Here is a 17,540-nt window from a genome sequence, read left to right as displayed (position 1 = left end):
TTTTGCGTTAAACGTTGAAGTTTCTCTCTCAGGCGCTGAAAATAGCGCCTGTTTTATTTTTCGCAAATGGGGTTAACGTGGCGCAGGCGGAAGTATTGAATCAGGAGTCGCTGGCTAAACAGGTTTTGCATGAAACCTTTGGCTACCAGCAGTTCCGCCCCGGCCAGGAAACCATCATTGAAACCGTGCTGGAAGGCCGGGACTGTCTGGTAGTAATGCCGACTGGCGGCGGTAAATCTCTCTGCTATCAGGTGCCCGCGCTGGTGCTGAACGGCCTGACGGTCGTGGTATCGCCTCTCATTTCCCTGATGAAAGACCAGGTGGACCAGCTGCTCGCCAACGGCGTGGCGGCGGCCTGTCTGAACTCGACGCAAACCCGCGAGCAGCAGCAAGAGGTCATGGCCGGGTGCCGCACCGGGCAGATTCGCCTGCTGTATATCGCGCCAGAGCGCCTGATGCTGGATAACTTCCTCGATCACCTGGCGCACTGGAACCCGGTCCTGCTGGCGGTCGATGAAGCGCACTGTATCTCCCAGTGGGGACACGATTTCCGCCCGGAATACGCCGCTCTCGGCCAGCTACGTCAACGCTTCCCCGAGCTGCCGTTTATGGCGCTTACCGCCACGGCAGATGACACCACGCGTCTGGATATCGTTCGCCTGCTGGGGCTGAACGACCCGTATATTCAGGTCAGCAGCTTCGACCGCCCTAACATCCGCTATATGCTGATGGAAAAGTTCAAGCCGCTGGATCAGCTCCTGCGCTACGTGCAGGAGCAGCGCGGCAAGTCCGGCATCATCTACTGCAACAGCCGTGCTAAGGTGGAAGACACCGCCGCGCGTCTGCAAAACCGCGGCTTTAGCGCCGCTGCTTACCATGCCGGGTTAGAGAACCACATCCGCGCCGACGTGCAGGAGAAATTCCAGCGCGATGACCTGCAAATCGTCGTCGCGACGGTGGCATTTGGGATGGGCATCAACAAGCCGAACGTGCGCTTTGTGGTGCACTTCGACATCCCCCGCAATATCGAATCCTACTATCAGGAAACCGGCCGCGCCGGGCGTGACGGTCTGCCGGCGGAAGCGATGCTGTTTTACGATCCGGCCGATATGGCGTGGCTGCGCCGCTGTCTGGAAGAGAAGCCACAGGGGCAGCTCCAGGACATCGAGCGCCACAAGCTCAACGCGATGGGCGCCTTCGCTGAAGCGCAAACCTGCCGCCGTCTGGTGCTGCTCAACTACTTTGGTGAAGGGCGACAGGAGCCGTGCGGCAACTGCGATATCTGTCTCGATCCGCCGAAGCAGTACGATGGCCTGATGGACGCGCGCAAAGCGCTCTCGACCATTTACCGCGTGAATCAACGCTTCGGGATGGGCTACGTGGTAGAAGTGCTGCGCGGTGCCAATAACCAGCGTATCCGCGACATGGGCCACGACAAGCTGCCGGTTTACGGCATCGGTAAAGACCAGAGCCACGAACACTGGGTCAGCATTATTCGTCAGCTGATCCACCTCGGCTTTGCCACGCAGAACATTGCCCAGCACTCCGCCCTGCAGCTGACCGAAGCGGCGCGTCCGGTACTGCGCGGTGATGTTGAACTCAAGCTCGCCGTGCCGCGCGTGGTCGCCCTCAAGCCTCGCGTGATGCAGAAATCCTACGGCGGTAACTACGACCGCAAGCTGTTCGCCAAATTGCGCAAGCTGCGTAAGGCTATCGCCGACGAAGAAAACATCCCGCCTTACGTGGTGTTCAACGACGCGACGCTGATCGAGATGGCCGAGCAGATGCCGCTTAGCGCCAGTGAAATGCTCAGCGTCAACGGCGTCGGCACGCGCAAGCTGGAGCGCTTTGGTAAAGAGTTTATGGCGCTCATCCGTTCACACGTTGATGGTGATGATGAGGAGTAGTCAGCCGGGCGAAAAAGTGCCAGGATGATGACTCACTAAATTATTTCCCCGCGAGCTAATTATGTTAATGCTATTTCTCACCGTGGCGTTAGTGCACATCGTTGCGCTGATGAGCCCCGGCCCTGACTTTTTCTTCGTGTCGCAAACGGCCGTCAGCCGCTCCCGCAAAGAAGCGATGATGGGCGTGCTCGGTATCACCATGGGCGTTATGATCTGGGCGGCGGTCGCGCTGCTCGGTCTGAACCTGATCCTGGCGAAGATGGCCTGGCTGCATAACATCATTATGGTTGGCGGCGGGCTGTATCTGTGCTGGATGGGCTACCAGATGCTGCGCGGGGCGCTGAAGAAAGAAGAGCAAAAACCGCAAGAACCAAAAGTAGAGCTGGCAACGGGCGGACGCAGCTTTGTAAAAGGGCTGCTGACCAACCTGGCGAACCCGAAAGCGATTATCTATTTCGGCTCCGTGTTCTCGTTGTTTGTCGGCGATAGCGTTGGCGCGGGCGCACGCTGGGGCATCTTCCTACTGATCGTCGTTGAAACCTTTGCCTGGTTTACCATTGTGGCCAGCCTGTTCGCCTTACCGGCGATGCGCCGCGGCTACCAGCGTATCGCGAAGTGGATCGACGGCTTCGCCGGCGCGCTGTTCGCCGGCTTCGGCATTCATCTCATCATTTCTCGCTAAGCATGACGCGCTGACGCGAGCAGCGCGCCAACCAGCATAAACAGCGAGCCAAAAACTTTATTCAGGGCCTTCATCTGCTTAGGCCCTTTAATCCACGCCGCAATTCGCTGCGCCAGCGTCGCGTAACCAATCATCACGATGATATCGACAATAATCGTGGTCGCACCCAGCACCACGTACTGCATCACCTGGGGCTGATGCGGCACGATAAACTGCGGAAACAGGGCGGCGAGGAAAACGATGCTCTTCGGGTTGGTCAGGTTAACGAACACCGCGCGCTTAAACAGATGGCCGCGGTTTTGCGTCTGAGCGAGCGTATTCAGGTTAATGGAGCCTGCCGCACGCCACTGTTGGATACCGAGCCAAATCAGATACGCTGCCCCGGCCCATTTCAGCACTTCAAAGGCCAGCACGGAGCGGGAGAACAGGGTCCCCAGACCAATCCCGACCAGCACAATATGAATGCCCAGCCCGGTCTGCAAACCGGCAATCGACGCCGCCGCACCGCGATAGCCGTGGTTGATGGAGGTGGTCATGGTGTTAATGGCGCCAGAGCCGGGTGAAAGGCTGAGGATTATGGATGTCAGCAGATAGGCGAACCACCACTCGAAGGTCATTTGAAACTCCCGAACCGTCTATTTTTATGCCACAATACGCTATTGTTGAGTCATTTTGTGACCAGTGACGAAAAAAAACGATATTCCCTGGATTACGTGAGTGGAAACCCAATGTTTCAGCAGAAAAAGGACTGGGAAACACGAGAAAACGCATTTGCTGCTTTCTCAATGGGGCCGCTGACCGATTTCTGGCGGCAGCGCGAGGAAGACGAGTTTACCGGCGTCGGGGGCATCCCGGTGCGCTTCGTTCGTTTCCGCAATGAAAAAAATGACCGGGTGATCGTGGTCTGCCCTGGGCGTATCGAAAGCTACGTTAAATATGCCGAACTGGCCTACGATCTGGTCCATATGGGTTTTGATGTGCTGATCATCGACCACCGTGGGCAGGGGCTGTCCGGGCGTATGCTGCCCGACACGCACCGTGGGCACGTGGATCGCTTCAGCGATTACGTCGACGATTTTGCCGCATTCTGGCAGCAGGAATTGCAGCCCGGCCCCTGGCGCAAGCGGTATATCCTTGCGCACTCCATGGGCGGTGCCATTTCGACGCTGTTTTTGCAGCGGTATGAGCACCAGTGCGACGCCATTGCGCTTACCGCGCCGATGTACGGTATCGTTATTCGCTTCCCTGACTGGATGGTGCGCCATCTACTCGACTGGGCTGAGGGCCATCAGCGCATTCGTGAAGGCTATGCCATCGGAACCGGACGCTGGCGCGCATTGCCGTTCGCCATCAACGTCTTGACCCACAGTCGGCAGCGCTATCGCCGCAACCTGCGCTTTTATGCCGATGAACCGCGCTTGCGCGTCGGCGGCCCGACCTGGCACTGGGTGCGGGAGGGTATTCTGGCTGGTGAGCAGGTGCTGGCGGGCGTAGGCGATGATGACACGCCGACGCTTCTGATTCAGGCGGAAGAAGAGCGTGTGGTGGATAACCGCATGCATGACCGCTATTGTGAACTGCGCGTTGCGGCGGGGCACCCCTGCGAAGGGGGTAAACCGCTGGTCATCAACGGCGCGTTCCATGAGATCCTTTTTGAAAAGGACGCTATGCGCTCAGTCGCGCTTAACGCCATTGTTGAATTTTTCAACAGGCATAATTGATTATTGTTTTCCACCAGAGGTTGAAATCCCTATGTACCAGGTTGTTGCATCTGATTTAGATGGCACACTGCTTTCCCCCGACCACACCCTGTCGCCTTACGCGAAAGAGACCTTAAAGCTTCTGACCGCCCGTGGCGTGAACTTTGTGTTTGCCACCGGCCGCCACCACGTGGACGTGGGGCAGATCCGCGATAACCTTGAGATCAAGTCGTACATGATCACCTCCAACGGTGCGCGCGTGCATGATACCGACGGCAACCTGATCTTTACGCACAACCTGGATCGCGATATTGCCGCCGATCTGTTCGGCGTGGTGCATAACAACCCGGCTATCGTCACTAACGTTTACCGCGACGACGAATGGTTCATGAATCGCCACCGCCCGGATGAAATGCGTTTCTTCAGGGAAGCGGTATTCAACTACTCCCTTTATGAGCCGGGTTTGCTGGATCCAGAGGGGATCAGCAAGGTGTTCTTCACCTGCGACAGCCACGAAGAGCTGCTGCCGCTGGAACAGGCGATCAACGCCCGCTGGGGCGATCGTGTCAACGTGAGCTTCTCCACCGTGACCTGTCTGGAAGTAATGGCCGGGGGCGTCTCTAAAGGCCACGCGCTCGAAGCCGTCGCGAAACGACTGGGCTTTGAGCTGAAGGACTGTATCGCCTTCGGCGACGGCATGAACGACGCCGAGATGCTTTCGATGGCAGGCAAGGGCTGCATTATGGAAAACGCACACCAGCGTCTGAAAGATTTGCACCCGGAGCTGGAAGTGATCGGCACCAACGCAGACAACGCGGTACCGAAGTATCTGCGCAAGCTGTTCCTTGAATAATCTTCATTCGGTTGTTTATTGCTCAGTTGTCAACTAAAGAGTTCGCTACAATGCCTCTCCTTCTTTCTGAGAGACAAGCATTGTGGCGCTACTCATTATCACCACTATCCTGTGGGCCTTCTCCTTTAGCCTGATTGGCGAATACCTTGCCGGTTCGGTCGACAGCTACTTCTCGGTGCTGATGCGCGTGGGGCTGGCGGCGCTGGTGTTCCTGCCATTCCTGCGCACGCGCGGGCAATCGCTGAAAACCATTCTGCTCTACATGCTGGTGGGCGCGATGCAGCTCGGCATCATGTATCTGTTTAGCTTCCGGGCTTACGTCTACTTGTCCGTCTCTGAATTCCTGCTCTTTACCGTGCTGACGCCGCTCTATATCACGCTGATTTACGACCTGCTCAGCAGACGCCGTCTGCGCTGGGGATACCTGCTGAGCGCCGCGCTGGCGGTGGTCGGGGCGGCGATAATTCGCTATGACAAAGTAAGCGATCACTTCTGGACCGGGCTGATGTTCGTCCAGCTCGCCAATATCAGCTTTGCTATCGGCATGGTAGGCTACAAACGCCTGATGGAAACCCGCCCTATGCCGCAGCACAACGCGTTTGCGTGGTTCTATATGGGTGCGGCGATTGTCGCAGTGGCGGCGTGGTTTCTGCTCGGTAACCCGCAAAAGCTGCCGACCACCACCGTGCAGTGGAGCGTTCTGGTCTGGCTGGGCGTGGTGGCGTCAGGGTTGGGGTACTTCATGTGGAACTACGGCGCTACGCAGGTCGACGCCGGGACGCTGGGGATCATGAACAACGTGCATGTGCCAGCGGGGCTGCTGGTGAACCTCGCCATCTGGCAGGAACAGCCGCACTGGCCGAGCTTCCTTATTGGGGGAGCGGTGATCCTGGCTTCGCTGTGGGTCCATCGCCGCTGGGTTGCTCCGCGCTCCGCACAAACGGAAGGTGGTCGCACGCGTGGTTCCGCGCTGAGCGAATAAACGCTTCCGTAACGGGCTGACGCTGCTCTCCGTCGCGCACGGCGGCGTACAGCCGGCTCCACAGTCCTTCTCCCAGGGTTTTGGTGACCACCAGACCCTGGCGTTCAAAACTCTCCACCACCCAGTGCGGCAGCGCCGCAATCCCCATGCTGGCCGCCACCATCTGAATCAACAGCAGGGTGTTATCCACGCTTTTCAGCTGCGGGCTAATGCCTGCTGGCTGCAGGAAATGGCGCCAGATATCCAGACGACTGCGCTGGACCGGATAAATTAGCAGCGTTTCCGTCGCCAGGTCTTCCGGCGTGATGCGCGTTTTGGCCGCCAGCGGATGGTCCGGCGCCAGCACCAGGCGCACTTCATAATCGAACATCGGTGAATAATGCAGGCCGCTGCGCGGCAGGATGTCGGACGTCATCACCAGATCCAGTTCGCCCTGCTGGAGCGAAGGCTGCGGGTCGAACGTCACGCCGGATTTAAAGTCCATCTCCACCTGCGGCCACTTCTGGCGAAAGTTTTCAAGCGCGGGGGTCAGCCACTGAATACAGCTGTGGCACTCAATGGCGATGCGCAGTTTGGTCTGCTGCGGCTCGTTACACGCCTGCAGCGCGCTGGCGATCTGCGGCAGCACCTGATTCGCCAGCTGAAGAAGAATTTCACCCTGCGGCGTAAAGCGCAGGGGCTGGCTCTTACGCACAAAAAGACGAAATCCGAGGCGTTGTTCCAGATCGCTGAACTGGTGAGAAAGGGCGGACTGGGTCTGGTGCAGCGTGGCCGCCGCCGCCGCGAGCGAACCGCAGTTCCGCAACGCTTGTAGCGTTTTCAGGTGTTTAATCTCGATCATGAAAGTCCTTCACTCCGCCATGAACATTTTGCGCTTGAGGAATATACAGTACCTGCCAATTATAGAAGTGTAAACATCTGGACGTCTAAATAACGAATTTCACAAGGGGCTCACCATGACAATCCGCAATCACACTCTCGGTTTCCCTCGCGTTGGCCTGCGTCGCGAGCTGAAAAAAGCGCAAGAAAGCTACTGGGCGGGCAACGCCTCCCGTGAAGAACTACTGGCGGTGGGGCGGGAGCTGCGCGCCCGCCACTGGGATCAGCAAAAACAGGCGGGCATTGACCTGCTGCCGGTGGGCGACTTCGCCTGGTACGACCATGTTCTGACGACCAGCCTGCTGCTTGGCAACGTACCGGCTCGTCATCAGAACAAAGATGGATCGGTGGATATTGATACCCTGTTTCGCATCGGCCGTGGCCGCGCACCAACGGGTGAGCCAGCGGCAGCGGCGGAAATGACCAAGTGGTTTAATACCAACTATCACTATATGGTGCCGGAGTTCGTCAAAGGCCAGCAGTTTAAGCTGACCTGGACGCAGCTTCTGGAGGAGGTGGATGAAGCGCTGGCGCTGGGACACCAGGTGAAGCCCGTATTGCTGGGGCCGGTAACCTACCTGTGGCTGGGTAAAGTGAAGGGCGAGCAGTTTGACCGCCTCAGCCTGCTGAACGATATTCTTCCGGTCTATAAGCAGGTGCTGATTGAGCTGGGCAAGCGCGGTATCCAGTGGGTGCAAATCGACGAGCCTGCGCTGGTGCTGGAGCTTCCCCAGGTTTGGCTCGATGCCTTCAAACCGGCGTATGACGCGCTCGCCGGACAGGTAAAACTCCTGCTCACGACCTATTTCGAAGGCGTGACGCCGAACCTGAAGACCATTACCGCGCTGCCGGTTCAGGGCCTTCACGTTGACCTGGTTCACGGTAAGGACGATGTGGTGGAACTGCACAAGCGTCTGCCCGCAGACTGGCTGCTCTCCGCCGGTCTGGTCAACGGCCGTAACGTCTGGCGCGCCGATCTGACCGAAAAATACGCACAGATTAAAGACATCGTCGGCAAACGTGAGCTGTGGGTTGCATCCTCTTGCTCGCTGCTGCACAGCCCAATCGATCTCAGCGTGGAGACCCGCCTCGACCCTGAAGTGAAAAGCTGGTTTGCCTTCGCCCTGCAAAAATGCGAAGAGCTAACACTGCTGCGCGACGCGCTGAACAGCGGCGACACGGCGGCGATCACCGACTGGAGCGCTCCGATCCAGGCGCGTCGTCACTCGTCCCGCGTGCACAACCCGGCGGTGGAAAAACGTCTGGCGGCCATCACCGCCCAGGATAGCCAGCGCCAGAGCCCGTATGAGGTACGTGCCGAAGCCCAGCGCGCCCGCTTCAACCTTCCCGCGTGGCCGACCACGACGATCGGCTCCTTCCCACAGACTACGGAGATCCGCGGCCTGCGTCTGGACTTCAAAAAGGGCAATCTGGATGCGAACCACTACCGCACCGGCATCGCGGAACACATCAAGCAGGCGATTATCGAGCAGGAGCGCCTGGGGCTGGACGTGCTGGTGCACGGCGAAGCCGAGCGTAACGATATGGTGGAATACTTCGGTGAACACCTGGACGGCTTCGTCTTTACCCAAAACGGCTGGGTGCAGAGCTACGGCTCCCGCTGCGTGAAGCCGCCGGTGGTTATCGGTGACGTCAGCCGTCCGGAACCGATCACGGTTGAGTGGGCGAAATACGCGCAGTCCCTGACCGACAAGCCGGTAAAAGGCATGCTCACCGGCCCGGTTACCATTCTCTGCTGGTCGTTCCCGCGTGAAGACGTGACCCGCGAGACCATTGCCAAACAGATTGCGCTGGCGCTGCGTGATGAAGTGGCGGATCTGGAAGCGGCGGGGATTGGCATCATCCAGATTGACGAGCCGGCGCTGCGCGAGGGTTTACCGCTGCGCCGCAGCGACTGGGATGCTTACCTGCAGTGGGGCGTGGAAGCGTTCCGCATCAACGCTGCGGTGGCTAAGGACGATACCCAGATCCACACCCACATGTGTTACTGCGAATTTAACGACATCATGGATTCGATTGCCGCGCTGGATGCTGACGTGATCACCATCGAGACCTCGCGTTCAGACATGGAGCTGCTGGAGTCGTTTGAAGAGTTCGACTATCCGAATGAAATCGGGCCGGGCGTGTACGACATTCATTCTCCGAACGTCCCGAGCGTGGAGTGGATTGAAGCCCTGCTGAAAAAAGCGGCCCAGCGCATTCCTGCAAAGCGCCTGTGGGTGAACCCGGACTGCGGACTGAAAACTCGCGGCTGGCCAGAGACGCGCGCGGCGCTCGCCAACATGGTGAAGGCGGCGCAGAATTTGCGTCAGGCGTAGGTGCTGGATTGCCCGGTAAGGCGTAGCCGCCACCGGGCTTTTTTGTTATTACGCCTTCTTACCGCCGTACTGGCTAAACCACGCCAGCATCCGCTGCCAGCCATCTTTAGCCGATTCAGCGTGATAGCTCGGACGATAATCCGCGTTAAACGCATGCCCGGCATCCGGATACACCACGATCTCCGCCTTCGCATTGGCCGCACGGAGCGCATGGCGCATGGTCTCTACCGAATCCAGCGAAATACCGGTGTCCTGTCCACCGTAAAGCCCTAACACGGGGGCATTTAACTCGGTGGCGATATCCACGGGATGTTTCGGTGAATTCAGCGTTTTTTCACCCACCAGTTTGCCGTACCAGGCGACAGCGGCTTTGAGCTGCGGGTTATGCGCGGCATACAGCCAGCTAATGCGTCCGCCCCAGCAGAAACCGGTGACCAGCAGACGATGCGGATCGCCGCCGTTGCGCGCCGCCCAGCTGGCGACGTGATCGAGATCGGCCAGCACCTGCGCGTCCGGGACTTTGCTGACCAGGTTGCTGAGCAATGTTGGAATATCGCTGTAGTCGTTCGGATCGCCCTGACGGAAGTAGAGCTCTGGCGCAACGGCCAGATACCCTTCCAGCGCCAGCCGGCGGCAGAGGTCGCGAATGTGTTCGTGAACACCAAATATCTCCTGAATCACAATCACGATGGGCAGCGGGCCGTCTGCCGATTTTGGCCGTGCGTGATAAGCAGGCATATTCTCCCCCTGCGAGGGAATGGAGGTCTCACCCGCGGTAATTGCCGCTTCTGGCGTCGACACGATGGTTGATGCATGTGGGGCCGCAGCAGGTGCAAAACCGGTTTTTTCAGTCATGGCATTCTCCGTACCAATGAGTTAGCGCAAAGGTAAATATAGACACCAGGTTAACAACTCACAGTGCCTTAAACGGTCTATCTTTTGTGCAGCACCTGGCGATATAACTTGTTAATGTGATGTAAATCACTTTTTTATGGAAATTCAATGTAATCATTTTCATTCATGGTGAGGTTCGTCACGAAAATATGCTTACTGCTTCTGTAAAGTACCGTTTTACTTCTTCTGACTAACCGACCCACAGAGGAGTCACCTATGTCTAAGTCTGATGTTTTTCATCTCGGCCTCACTAAAAACGATTTACAAGGGGCTACGCTCGCTATCGTCCCTGGCGATCCGGAGCGTGTGGAAAAGATCGCCGCGCTGATGGATAAGCCGGTCAAGCTGGCTGCCCATCGTGAATTCACCACCTGGCGCGCAGAGCTGGATGGCAAAGCGGTGATTGTGTGCTCTACCGGTATCGGTGGCCCGTCTACCTCGATTGCGGTTGAAGAGCTGGCGCAACTGGGCATTCGTACTTTCCTGCGTATCGGTACCACCGGCGCTATTCAGCCGCACATCAACGTCGGCGACGTGCTGGTGACGACCGCGTCCGTGCGTCTGGACGGCGCGAGCCTGCACTTTGCGCCGATGGAATTCCCGGCAGTGGCTGATTTCGAGTGCACCACCGCGCTGGTTGAAGCGGCGAAATCCGTGGGCGCAACCACTCACGTGGGCGTAACCGCCTCTTCCGATACCTTCTACCCGGGCCAGGAGCGTTACGACACCTTCTCTGGCCGCGTTGTAAGCCGCTTCAAAGGCTCAATGGAAGAGTGGCAGTCTATGGGCGTGATGAACTACGAAATGGAATCCGCAACGCTGCTGACCATGTGCGCAAGCCAGGGTCTGCGTGCCGGTATGGTGGCGGGCGTTATCGTCAACCGTACCCAGCAGGAGATCCCGAACGCCGAAACCATGAAGCAGACCGAAAGTCATGCGGTGAAAATCGTGGTTGAAGCGGCTCGCCGCCTGATCTAGTTCTCCTCTCTGAGATAAAAGGCCGACGCGTTCGGCCTTTATTTTTTGCGTAGCGCCTCGCAGGAAAACCCTTTCAAACTGGACGTTTATACAGCACAATCTTATTTTGTGCGGGTAATACGTTGATGCAGGGGGCATTGTGGATATCTCAATCCTGATTTATGCGGTGATTGCGCTGGCGGGCGTAGGGATAGGCTGGCTGATTTCCAGTTACCAGCACGCGCAGCAGAAAGCCGAGCAGCTGGCTGAGCGGGAAGAGATCGTCGCCGAGCTTAGCGCGGCAAAACAACAGGTTGCGCTGAGCGACCACTGGCGCGACGAGTGCGAGCTGCTCAATAACGAACTGCGTAACCTGCGTGATATCAACACCTCGCTGGAGGCCGATCTCCGCGAAGTGACTACCCGCCTTGAGTCCACTCAGTTGCACGCCGAAGACAAAATCCGCCAGATGATCAACAGCGAGCAGCGCCTCAGCGAGCAGTTTGAGAACCTCGCTAACCGCATTTTCGAGCACAGCAACCGCCGCGTTGACGAACAGAATCGCCAGAGCCTGAACAGCCTCCTGACGCCGCTGCGCGAACAGCTGGACGGCTTTCGCCGTCAGGTGCAGGACAGCTTTGGTCAGGAAGCCCGCGAGCGCCACACGCTGGCCCATGAGATTCGCAATCTTCAGCAGCTGAATGCGCAGATGGCACAGGAGGCGGTCAACCTGACGCGGGCGCTGAAAGGCGATAACAAAACTCAGGGTAACTGGGGGGAAGTGGTACTTACCCGCGTGCTGGAAGCCTCCGGCCTGCGGGAAGGATATGAATACGAAACGCAGGTAAGTATCGAAAACGACGCCCGCTCGCGCATGCAGCCGGATGTGATTGTGCGGCTGCCACAGGGCAAAGATGTGGTCATTGACGCCAAAATGACGCTGGTGGCTTATGAGCGTTACTTCAATGCCGAAGATGACTACACGCGCGAATCGGCGCTGCAGGAGCACATTGCTTCCGTGCGTAACCATATTCGCCTGCTGGGCAGAAAGGATTATCAGCAGCTGCCGGGGCTGCGCTCGCTGGACTACGTGCTGATGTTTATCCCGGTCGAACCCGCGTTTTTGCTGGCGCTCGACAGACAGCCTGAGCTTATCACTGAAGCGCTGAAAAATAACATTATGCTGGTCAGCCCCACCACGCTGTTAGTGGCCTTGCGGACCATTGCCAACCTGTGGCGCTATGAGCACCAGAGCCGCAATGCCCAGCAGATTGCCGATCGCGCCAGCAAGCTGTACGACAAAATGCGTCTGTTCGTGGACGATATGTCTTCCGTCGGACAAAGCCTGGACCGTGCGCAGGATAACTACCGCCAGGCGATGAAAAAGCTCTCCTCGGGGCGTGGCAACCTGCTTGCGCAGGCTGAAGCATTCCGCAGCCTGGGGGTGGAGGTTAAACGCGAGATTAATCCGGAATTGGTCGAACAGGCGACAGCGCAGGACGAAGAGTTCCGTCTGCGTGAGGGCAGGGATGAACAAAATACCCTCAGCCAGGACAACGATTTAGCGGCAGGTTTATCGCCAGATGAACAGCCGGCGCGTTTCTTTCGCGGTGGTTGAATCGTAGGGCAATTGCGCCCAATCTGTTACACTTCACGAACATTTGACTGATTAGCAGGCTCTGAGATGGTTGACGATTCACAAGACACGACGCACTTTGGCTTTCAGACAGTAGCCAAAGCGCAGAAAGCTGACATGGTGGCCCACGTATTTCATTCCGTGGCGGCGAAGTACGATGTGATGAATGACTTGATGTCGTTCGGCATTCATCGCTTGTGGAAGCGCTTCACCATTGACTGCAGCGGTGTGCGTCGTGGACAAACGGTTCTCGATCTGGCTGGCGGTACGGGCGATCTGACGGCGAAATTCTCCCGTCTGGTCGGCGAAACCGGTCGCGTTGTACTGGCTGATATTAATGACTCCATGCTTAAAATGGGACGCGAAAAGCTGCGTAACATCGGCGTGGTGGGTAACGTGGAATACGTGCAGGCCAACGCCGAAGCGCTGCCGTTCCCGGACAATACCTTTGACTGCATCACTATTTCCTTCGGTCTGCGTAACGTCACCGATAAAGAAAAAGCGCTGCGCTCCATGTACCGTGTGCTGAAGCCGGGTGGACGCCTGCTGGTGCTCGAGTTCTCTAAACCGATTATCGACCCGCTGAGCAAAGCTTACGACGCCTATTCCTTCCACGTGCTGCCGCGTATTGGCGAGCTGGTGGCAAACGACGCGGAAAGCTATCGCTATCTGGCGGAATCAATTCGCATGCACCCGGATCAGGACACCTTAAAAGCCATGATGCAGGATGCGGAATTTGAGAACGTTGAATACTTCAACATGACGGCGGGTGTCGTCGCGCTGCATCGCGGTTACAAATTCTGAGTGGAGGTGTCCCGTGCCCTTTAAACCCTTAGTCACCGCAGGCATCGAGAATGTGCTGAATGCCTTCCTGTATCGCGCTCCGGCGCTGAAAGCCGCACGTCAGCGGCTAAACGGGAAGGTACTGCGCATTGTATTAAAAGAGTTCTCGACGCCGCTCGTGCTGGTCTTCAGCGAACGCCAGCTTGACGTTCTGGGTGAGTGGGAAGGCGAGGCTGATTGCTCGGTCATTACCCATATGAGCGTGCTGCCAAAATTGCGCGATCGCCAGCAATTAACGGCGCTTATCCGCAGCGGTGAGCTGGAAGTAGAAGGCGACATCCAGGTCGTGCAGAACTTTGTTGCGCTCAGCGATCTGGCTGAATTCGACCCGGCAGAGCTGCTGGCGCCTTTTATTGGCGACATCGCCGCTGAAGGGATCGGGAAAGTTATTCATGGCGGCACGGCGTTCCTGCGCAAAAATCTGCAACGTCAACAGCGCTATGCCGCGGAAGTACTGACGGAAGAGTGGCGCATGGCCCCCGGACCGCTGGAAGTGGCGTGGTTTGCGGAAGAGACCGCTGCTGTTGAACGCGCGGTTAATGCGTTAACCAAACGGCTGGAAAAACTGGAGGGCAAATGACGCCTGGTGAAATTCGGCGCCTCTATTTTATCATCCACACCTTTTTGAGTTACGGGCTCGACGAGCTTATCCCCAAAATGCGTATCACGCTGCCGCTCAGAATCTGGCGGCGGACGCTGTTCTGGATGCCAAATCGCCATAAAGGTCAGCCGCTGGGTGAACGCCTGCGTCTGGCGCTGCAGGAGCTCGGCCCGGTATGGATTAAGTTCGGGCAGATGCTCTCAACCCGCCGCGATCTCTTCCCGCCGCACATTGCCGATGAACTGGCGATGCTTCAGGACCGTGTCGCCCCGTTTGATGGGGTGAGAGCGAAGAAACAGATCGAAGAGGCGATGGGAAATCTTCCCGTTGAAGCCTGGTTTGACGATTTCGAAATAGAACCGCTGGCGTCGGCTTCTATCGCTCAGGTGCACACTGCGCGTCTGAAAGAGAACGGTAAAGAGGTGGTGATCAAAGTGATCCGCCCGGATATCCTGCCGATCATCAAAGCCGACATGAAGCTGATTTATCGTCTGGCGCGTTGGGTACCGCGTTTGTTACCTGATGGTCGCCGACTGCGCCCGATGGAAGTGGTGCGGGAGTATGAAAAAACGCTGATTGATGAGCTTAATCTGCTGCGCGAATCGGCAAACGCTATTCAGCTGCGTCGGAACTTTGAAAACAGCCCGATGCTCTATGTGCCTGAAGTCTATTCTGACTACTGCAGCCAAAACATGATGGTCATGGAGCGCATCTACGGTATTCCGGTTTCGGATGTGGTGGCCCTGGAGAAGCAGGGAACGAACATGAAGCTGCTGGCCGAACGTGGCGTTCAGGTCTTCTTTACCCAGGTCTTCCGCGACAGCTTTTTCCACGCGGACATGCACCCGGGTAATATCTTCGTGAGCTACGAGCATCCTGAGGATCCGAAGTACATCGGTATCGACTGTGGGATTGTGGGCTCGCTGAACAAAGAAGATAAACGTTATCTGGCTGAAAACTTCATCGCGTTCTTCAACCGCGACTACCGAAAAGTGGCTGAGCTGCACGTTGATTCCGGCTGGGTTCCGCCGGACACCAACGTCGAAGAGTTCGAGTTTGCGATCCGGACCGTTTGCGAACCAATTTTTGAAAAACCGCTGGCAGAAATCTCCTTTGGCCACGTATTGTTAAACCTGTTCAATACGGCTCGCCGCTTTAATATGGAAGTTCAGCCGCAGTTAGTTTTACTTCAGAAAACATTACTTTACGTTGAAGGTGTAGGTCGACAACTCTATCCTCAGTTAGACTTGTGGAAGACGGCTAAACCTTTCCTGGAATCCTGGATTAAGGATCAGGTTGGCCTTCCGGCGCTGGTTCGGTCTCTTAAAGAGAAAGGCCCGTTCTGGATAGAAAAAATGCCTGAAATTCCTGAGCTGGTTTACGACAGTTTGCGTCAGAGCAAGAATCTTCAGCACAGCATGGATAAAATCGCCCGCGAGCTTCAGTCCAGCCGTGTGCGCCAGGGACAGTCACGCTATCTTTTTGGGATTGGCGCAACGCTGCTGCTGAGCGGTACGCTGCTGCTGATCAACCGTCCTGACTGGCAGATGATGCCCGCCTGGTTGATGGCTGGCGGGGTTGTTGTCTGGCTTGCAGGATGGAGAAAAACGCGCTGAGTTTGCGTCGCCATCGACGGGTCGCATACGTATAATGCGATCTGACCAATTAATCATCTATCCCTGAGGAATATGTATGGGTGGTATCAGTATCTGGCAATTAGTCATTATTGCCGTCATCGTCGTGCTGCTGTTTGGCACCAAAAAGCTCGGTTCTATTGGTTCCGATCTGGGCGCGTCTATCAAAGGCTTCAAGAAAGCGATGAGCGATGATGAGAGCAAGCAGGATAAAACCAGCCAGGACGCTGACTTTACTGCTAAATCCATCTCCGACAAGCAAGAAGATGCCAAAAAGGAAGACGCTAAACGCCACGATAAAGAGCAGGTGTAAGTCGTGTTCGACATTGGTTTTAGTGAGCTGCTGCTGGTCTTTGTGATTGGTCTGATCGTGCTGGGACCGCAGCGTCTGCCGGTTGCGGTAAAAACCGTCGTGGGCTGGGTTCGTGCGCTAAGATCGCTGGCCTCGACCGTTCAGAATGAGCTGGCGCAGGAACTTAAGCTGCAGGAGTTTCAGGAAAGCCTGAAAAAGGTCGAGAAGGCGAGCATGGATAACCTGACGCCGGAACTGAAAGCCTCAATGGATGAACTGCGCGAAGCGGCGGAATCCATGAAGCGCTCTTACAGCGTTAACGATCCTGAAAAAGCGAGCGATGAAGCGAACACTATTCATAACCCGGTGGTGAAGGACAGCGAAGCGCAGCGTGAGGGCGTGACGCCAGCGAGTGCGGAGCACCAGGCCGCAGCGCCTGAGCAAACGCCGCAGGAAACTGAACTGAAAAAACAGGCACAGCCGGAAGAGCCGATGGTAAAAACGGCTGAAGCTAAACCCGCCGCGCCCGTTTCCGAATCATCCCCCTCGTCGAGTGATAAAGCGTAACCATGGCAGTAGATGATACTCAACCGCTTATTACGCACCTTATTGAGCTGCGTAAGCGCCTGTTAAACTGCATTATTGCGGTATTCCTCATATTCCTTTGCCTGGTCTATTTCGCCAACGATATCTATCAGGTGGTCTCTGCGCCGCTGATCAAGCAGATGCCGCTGGGCGCAACGATGATTGCAACAGACGTTGCTTCTCCGTTCTTTACGCCGATTAAGCTGACCTTCTGGGTTTCATTGATTGCCTCTGCTCCGGTCATCCTTTATCAGGTATGGGCGTTTGTTGCGCCGGCACTGTATAAGCACGAACGCAAGCTGGTCATCCCGCTACTGGTATCCAGTTCGCTGCTGTTCTATATCGGCATGGCGTTTGCCTACTTCGTTGTCTTCCCGCTGGCCTTCGGCTTCCTGACGCACACCGCGCCGGAAGGTGTCCAGGTGTCGACGGATATCGCCAGCTACCTCAGCTTTGTGATGGCGCTGTTTATGGCGTTCGGCGTGGCATTTGAAGTGCCGGTGGCCATTGTGCTGCTTTGTTGGGTTGGGGTAACCACCCCTGATGACCTGCGTAAGAAGCGTCCGTATATCCTGGTAGGCGCCTTCGTAGTCGGCATGCTGCTGACGCCGCCGGACGTCTTCTCGCAAACGCTGCTGGCAATACCGATGTACTGCCTGTTTGAGGTTGGCGTCTTCTTCTCGCGTTTTTACGTGGGTAAAGGACGCCGGTCGGACGATGAAGACGACGCGTCCGAAAAGACCACTGAAGAGTAAA

Annotated in this window: 17 protein-coding genes; 14 read left to right on the top strand and 3 right to left on the bottom strand. The window is 56.8% G+C overall.

Annotation, left to right across the window (positions count from 1 at the left end):
- Nucleotides 1–77 precede the first annotated feature (77 nt).
- Nucleotides 78–1,907 (top strand): ATP-dependent DNA helicase RecQ, encoded by a 1,830-nt coding sequence (gene recQ, locus HBM95_21935; GenBank protein NIH45565.1) that lies wholly within the window; start codon nt 78–80, stop codon nt 1,905–1,907.
- 61 nt (nt 1,908–1,968) lie between these two features.
- Nucleotides 1,969–2,589 carry a threonine export protein RhtC gene (gene rhtC / locus HBM95_21930; GenBank protein ID NIH45564.1) on the top strand — a complete coding sequence of 207 codons (621 nt, stop codon included), beginning with the start codon at nt 1,969–1,971 and terminating at the stop codon, nt 2,587–2,589.
- Here rhtC and rhtB read toward each other — a convergent pair.
- Nucleotides 2,586–3,206, bottom strand: a complete 621-nt coding sequence (gene rhtB, locus HBM95_21925) for a homoserine/homoserine lactone efflux protein (GenBank protein NIH45563.1) — start codon at nt 3,204–3,206, stop codon at nt 2,586–2,588. The two genes, rhtC and rhtB, sit on opposite strands and share 4 nt — an antisense overlap.
- Nucleotides 3,207–3,317: 111 nt before the next feature.
- Here rhtB and pldB point away from each other — a divergent pair, with 111 nt between their 5' ends.
- The 3 genes from pldB to HBM95_21910 all read left to right on the top strand — a co-directional run bounded on the left by pldB (nt 3,318) and on the right by HBM95_21910 (nt 6,124).
- Nucleotides 3,318–4,310 carry a lysophospholipase L2 gene (gene pldB / locus HBM95_21920; GenBank protein NIH45562.1) on the top strand — a complete coding sequence of 331 codons (993 nt, stop codon included), beginning with the start codon at nt 3,318–3,320 and terminating at the stop codon, nt 4,308–4,310.
- 31 nt (nt 4,311–4,341) lie between these two features.
- Nucleotides 4,342–5,142: a sugar/pyridoxal phosphate phosphatase YigL gene (gene yigL, locus HBM95_21915; protein ID NIH45561.1), complete on the top strand. Its 801-nt coding sequence runs from the start codon at nt 4,342–4,344 to the stop codon at nt 5,140–5,142.
- An 82-nt stretch (nt 5,143–5,224) separates the two neighbouring features.
- Nucleotides 5,225–6,124, top strand: coding sequence for a DMT family transporter (locus HBM95_21910; GenBank protein NIH45560.1), 900 nt, complete (start codon nt 5,225–5,227; stop codon nt 6,122–6,124).
- On the opposite strand, the gene metR is transcribed toward HBM95_21910, so the two are convergent.
- The gene (gene metR / locus HBM95_21905; protein ID NIH45559.1) at nt 6,012–6,965 is read right to left on the bottom strand and encodes an HTH-type transcriptional regulator MetR; all 954 of its coding nucleotides are present in this window, start codon (nt 6,963–6,965) and stop codon (nt 6,012–6,014) included. The genes HBM95_21910 and metR overlap by 113 nt on opposite strands.
- 115 nt (nt 6,966–7,080) lie before the next feature.
- Here metR and metE point away from each other — a divergent pair, with 115 nt between their 5' ends.
- Complete coding sequence (gene metE / locus HBM95_21900) at nt 7,081–9,342, top strand: 5-methyltetrahydropteroyltriglutamate--homocysteine S-methyltransferase (GenBank protein NIH45558.1); 2,262 nt, start codon at nt 7,081–7,083, stop codon at nt 9,340–9,342.
- Between the two features lie 48 nt (nt 9,343–9,390).
- Here the strand turns inward: metE and HBM95_21895 are convergent, their stop codons facing one another.
- A complete protein-coding gene (locus tag HBM95_21895) occupies nt 9,391–10,197 on the bottom strand; it encodes a dienelactone hydrolase family protein (protein NIH45557.1) in 807 nt (268 codons plus the stop codon).
- Nucleotides 10,198–10,452: 255 nt separating this feature from the next.
- Here HBM95_21895 and udp point away from each other — a divergent pair, with 255 nt between their 5' ends.
- From udp to tatC, 8 genes are all read left to right on the top strand, one after another.
- A complete protein-coding gene (gene udp / locus HBM95_21890) occupies nt 10,453–11,214 on the top strand; it encodes a uridine phosphorylase (GenBank protein NIH45556.1) in 762 nt (253 codons plus the stop codon).
- 139 nt (nt 11,215–11,353) lie between these two features.
- A complete protein-coding gene (rmuC, locus tag HBM95_21885; GenBank protein ID NIH45555.1) occupies nt 11,354–12,811 on the top strand; it encodes a DNA recombination protein RmuC in 1,458 nt (485 codons plus the stop codon).
- Between the two features lie 66 nt (nt 12,812–12,877).
- The gene (gene ubiE, locus HBM95_21880; protein NIH45554.1) at nt 12,878–13,633 is read left to right on the top strand and encodes a bifunctional demethylmenaquinone methyltransferase/2-methoxy-6-polyprenyl-1,4-benzoquinol methylase UbiE; all 756 of its coding nucleotides are present in this window, start codon (nt 12,878–12,880) and stop codon (nt 13,631–13,633) included.
- 13 nt (nt 13,634–13,646) lie between these two features.
- The gene (gene ubiJ / locus HBM95_21875) at nt 13,647–14,252 is read left to right on the top strand and encodes a ubiquinone biosynthesis protein UbiJ (GenBank protein NIH45553.1); all 606 of its coding nucleotides are present in this window, start codon (nt 13,647–13,649) and stop codon (nt 14,250–14,252) included.
- Nucleotides 14,249–15,889: a ubiquinone biosynthesis regulatory protein kinase UbiB gene (gene ubiB / locus HBM95_21870; GenBank protein NIH45552.1), complete on the top strand. Its 1,641-nt coding sequence runs from the start codon at nt 14,249–14,251 to the stop codon at nt 15,887–15,889. Before ubiJ ends, ubiB begins: the two co-directional genes overlap by 4 nt.
- Nucleotides 15,890–15,965: 76 nt before the next feature.
- The gene (gene tatA / locus HBM95_21865) at nt 15,966–16,220 is read left to right on the top strand and encodes a Sec-independent protein translocase subunit TatA (GenBank protein ID NIH45551.1); all 255 of its coding nucleotides are present in this window, start codon (nt 15,966–15,968) and stop codon (nt 16,218–16,220) included.
- 3 nt (nt 16,221–16,223) lie between these two features.
- The gene (tatB, locus tag HBM95_21860) at nt 16,224–16,766 is read left to right on the top strand and encodes a Sec-independent protein translocase subunit TatB (protein NIH45550.1); all 543 of its coding nucleotides are present in this window, start codon (nt 16,224–16,226) and stop codon (nt 16,764–16,766) included.
- A 2-nt stretch (nt 16,767–16,768) separates the two neighbouring features.
- Entirely contained in the window at nt 16,769–17,539 is a 771-nt protein-coding gene (gene tatC, locus HBM95_21855) for a Sec-independent protein translocase subunit TatC (protein NIH45549.1), read from the top strand.
- Nucleotide 17,540 lies beyond the last annotated feature (1 nt).

The organism is Enterobacter asburiae (assembly GCA_011754535.1).
GTDB lineage: Bacteria > Pseudomonadota > Gammaproteobacteria > Enterobacterales > Enterobacteriaceae > Enterobacter > Enterobacter cloacae_N.
Note: the sequence above shows the minus strand (reverse complement) of the source record. Positions and strands in the feature narration are given on the sequence as shown.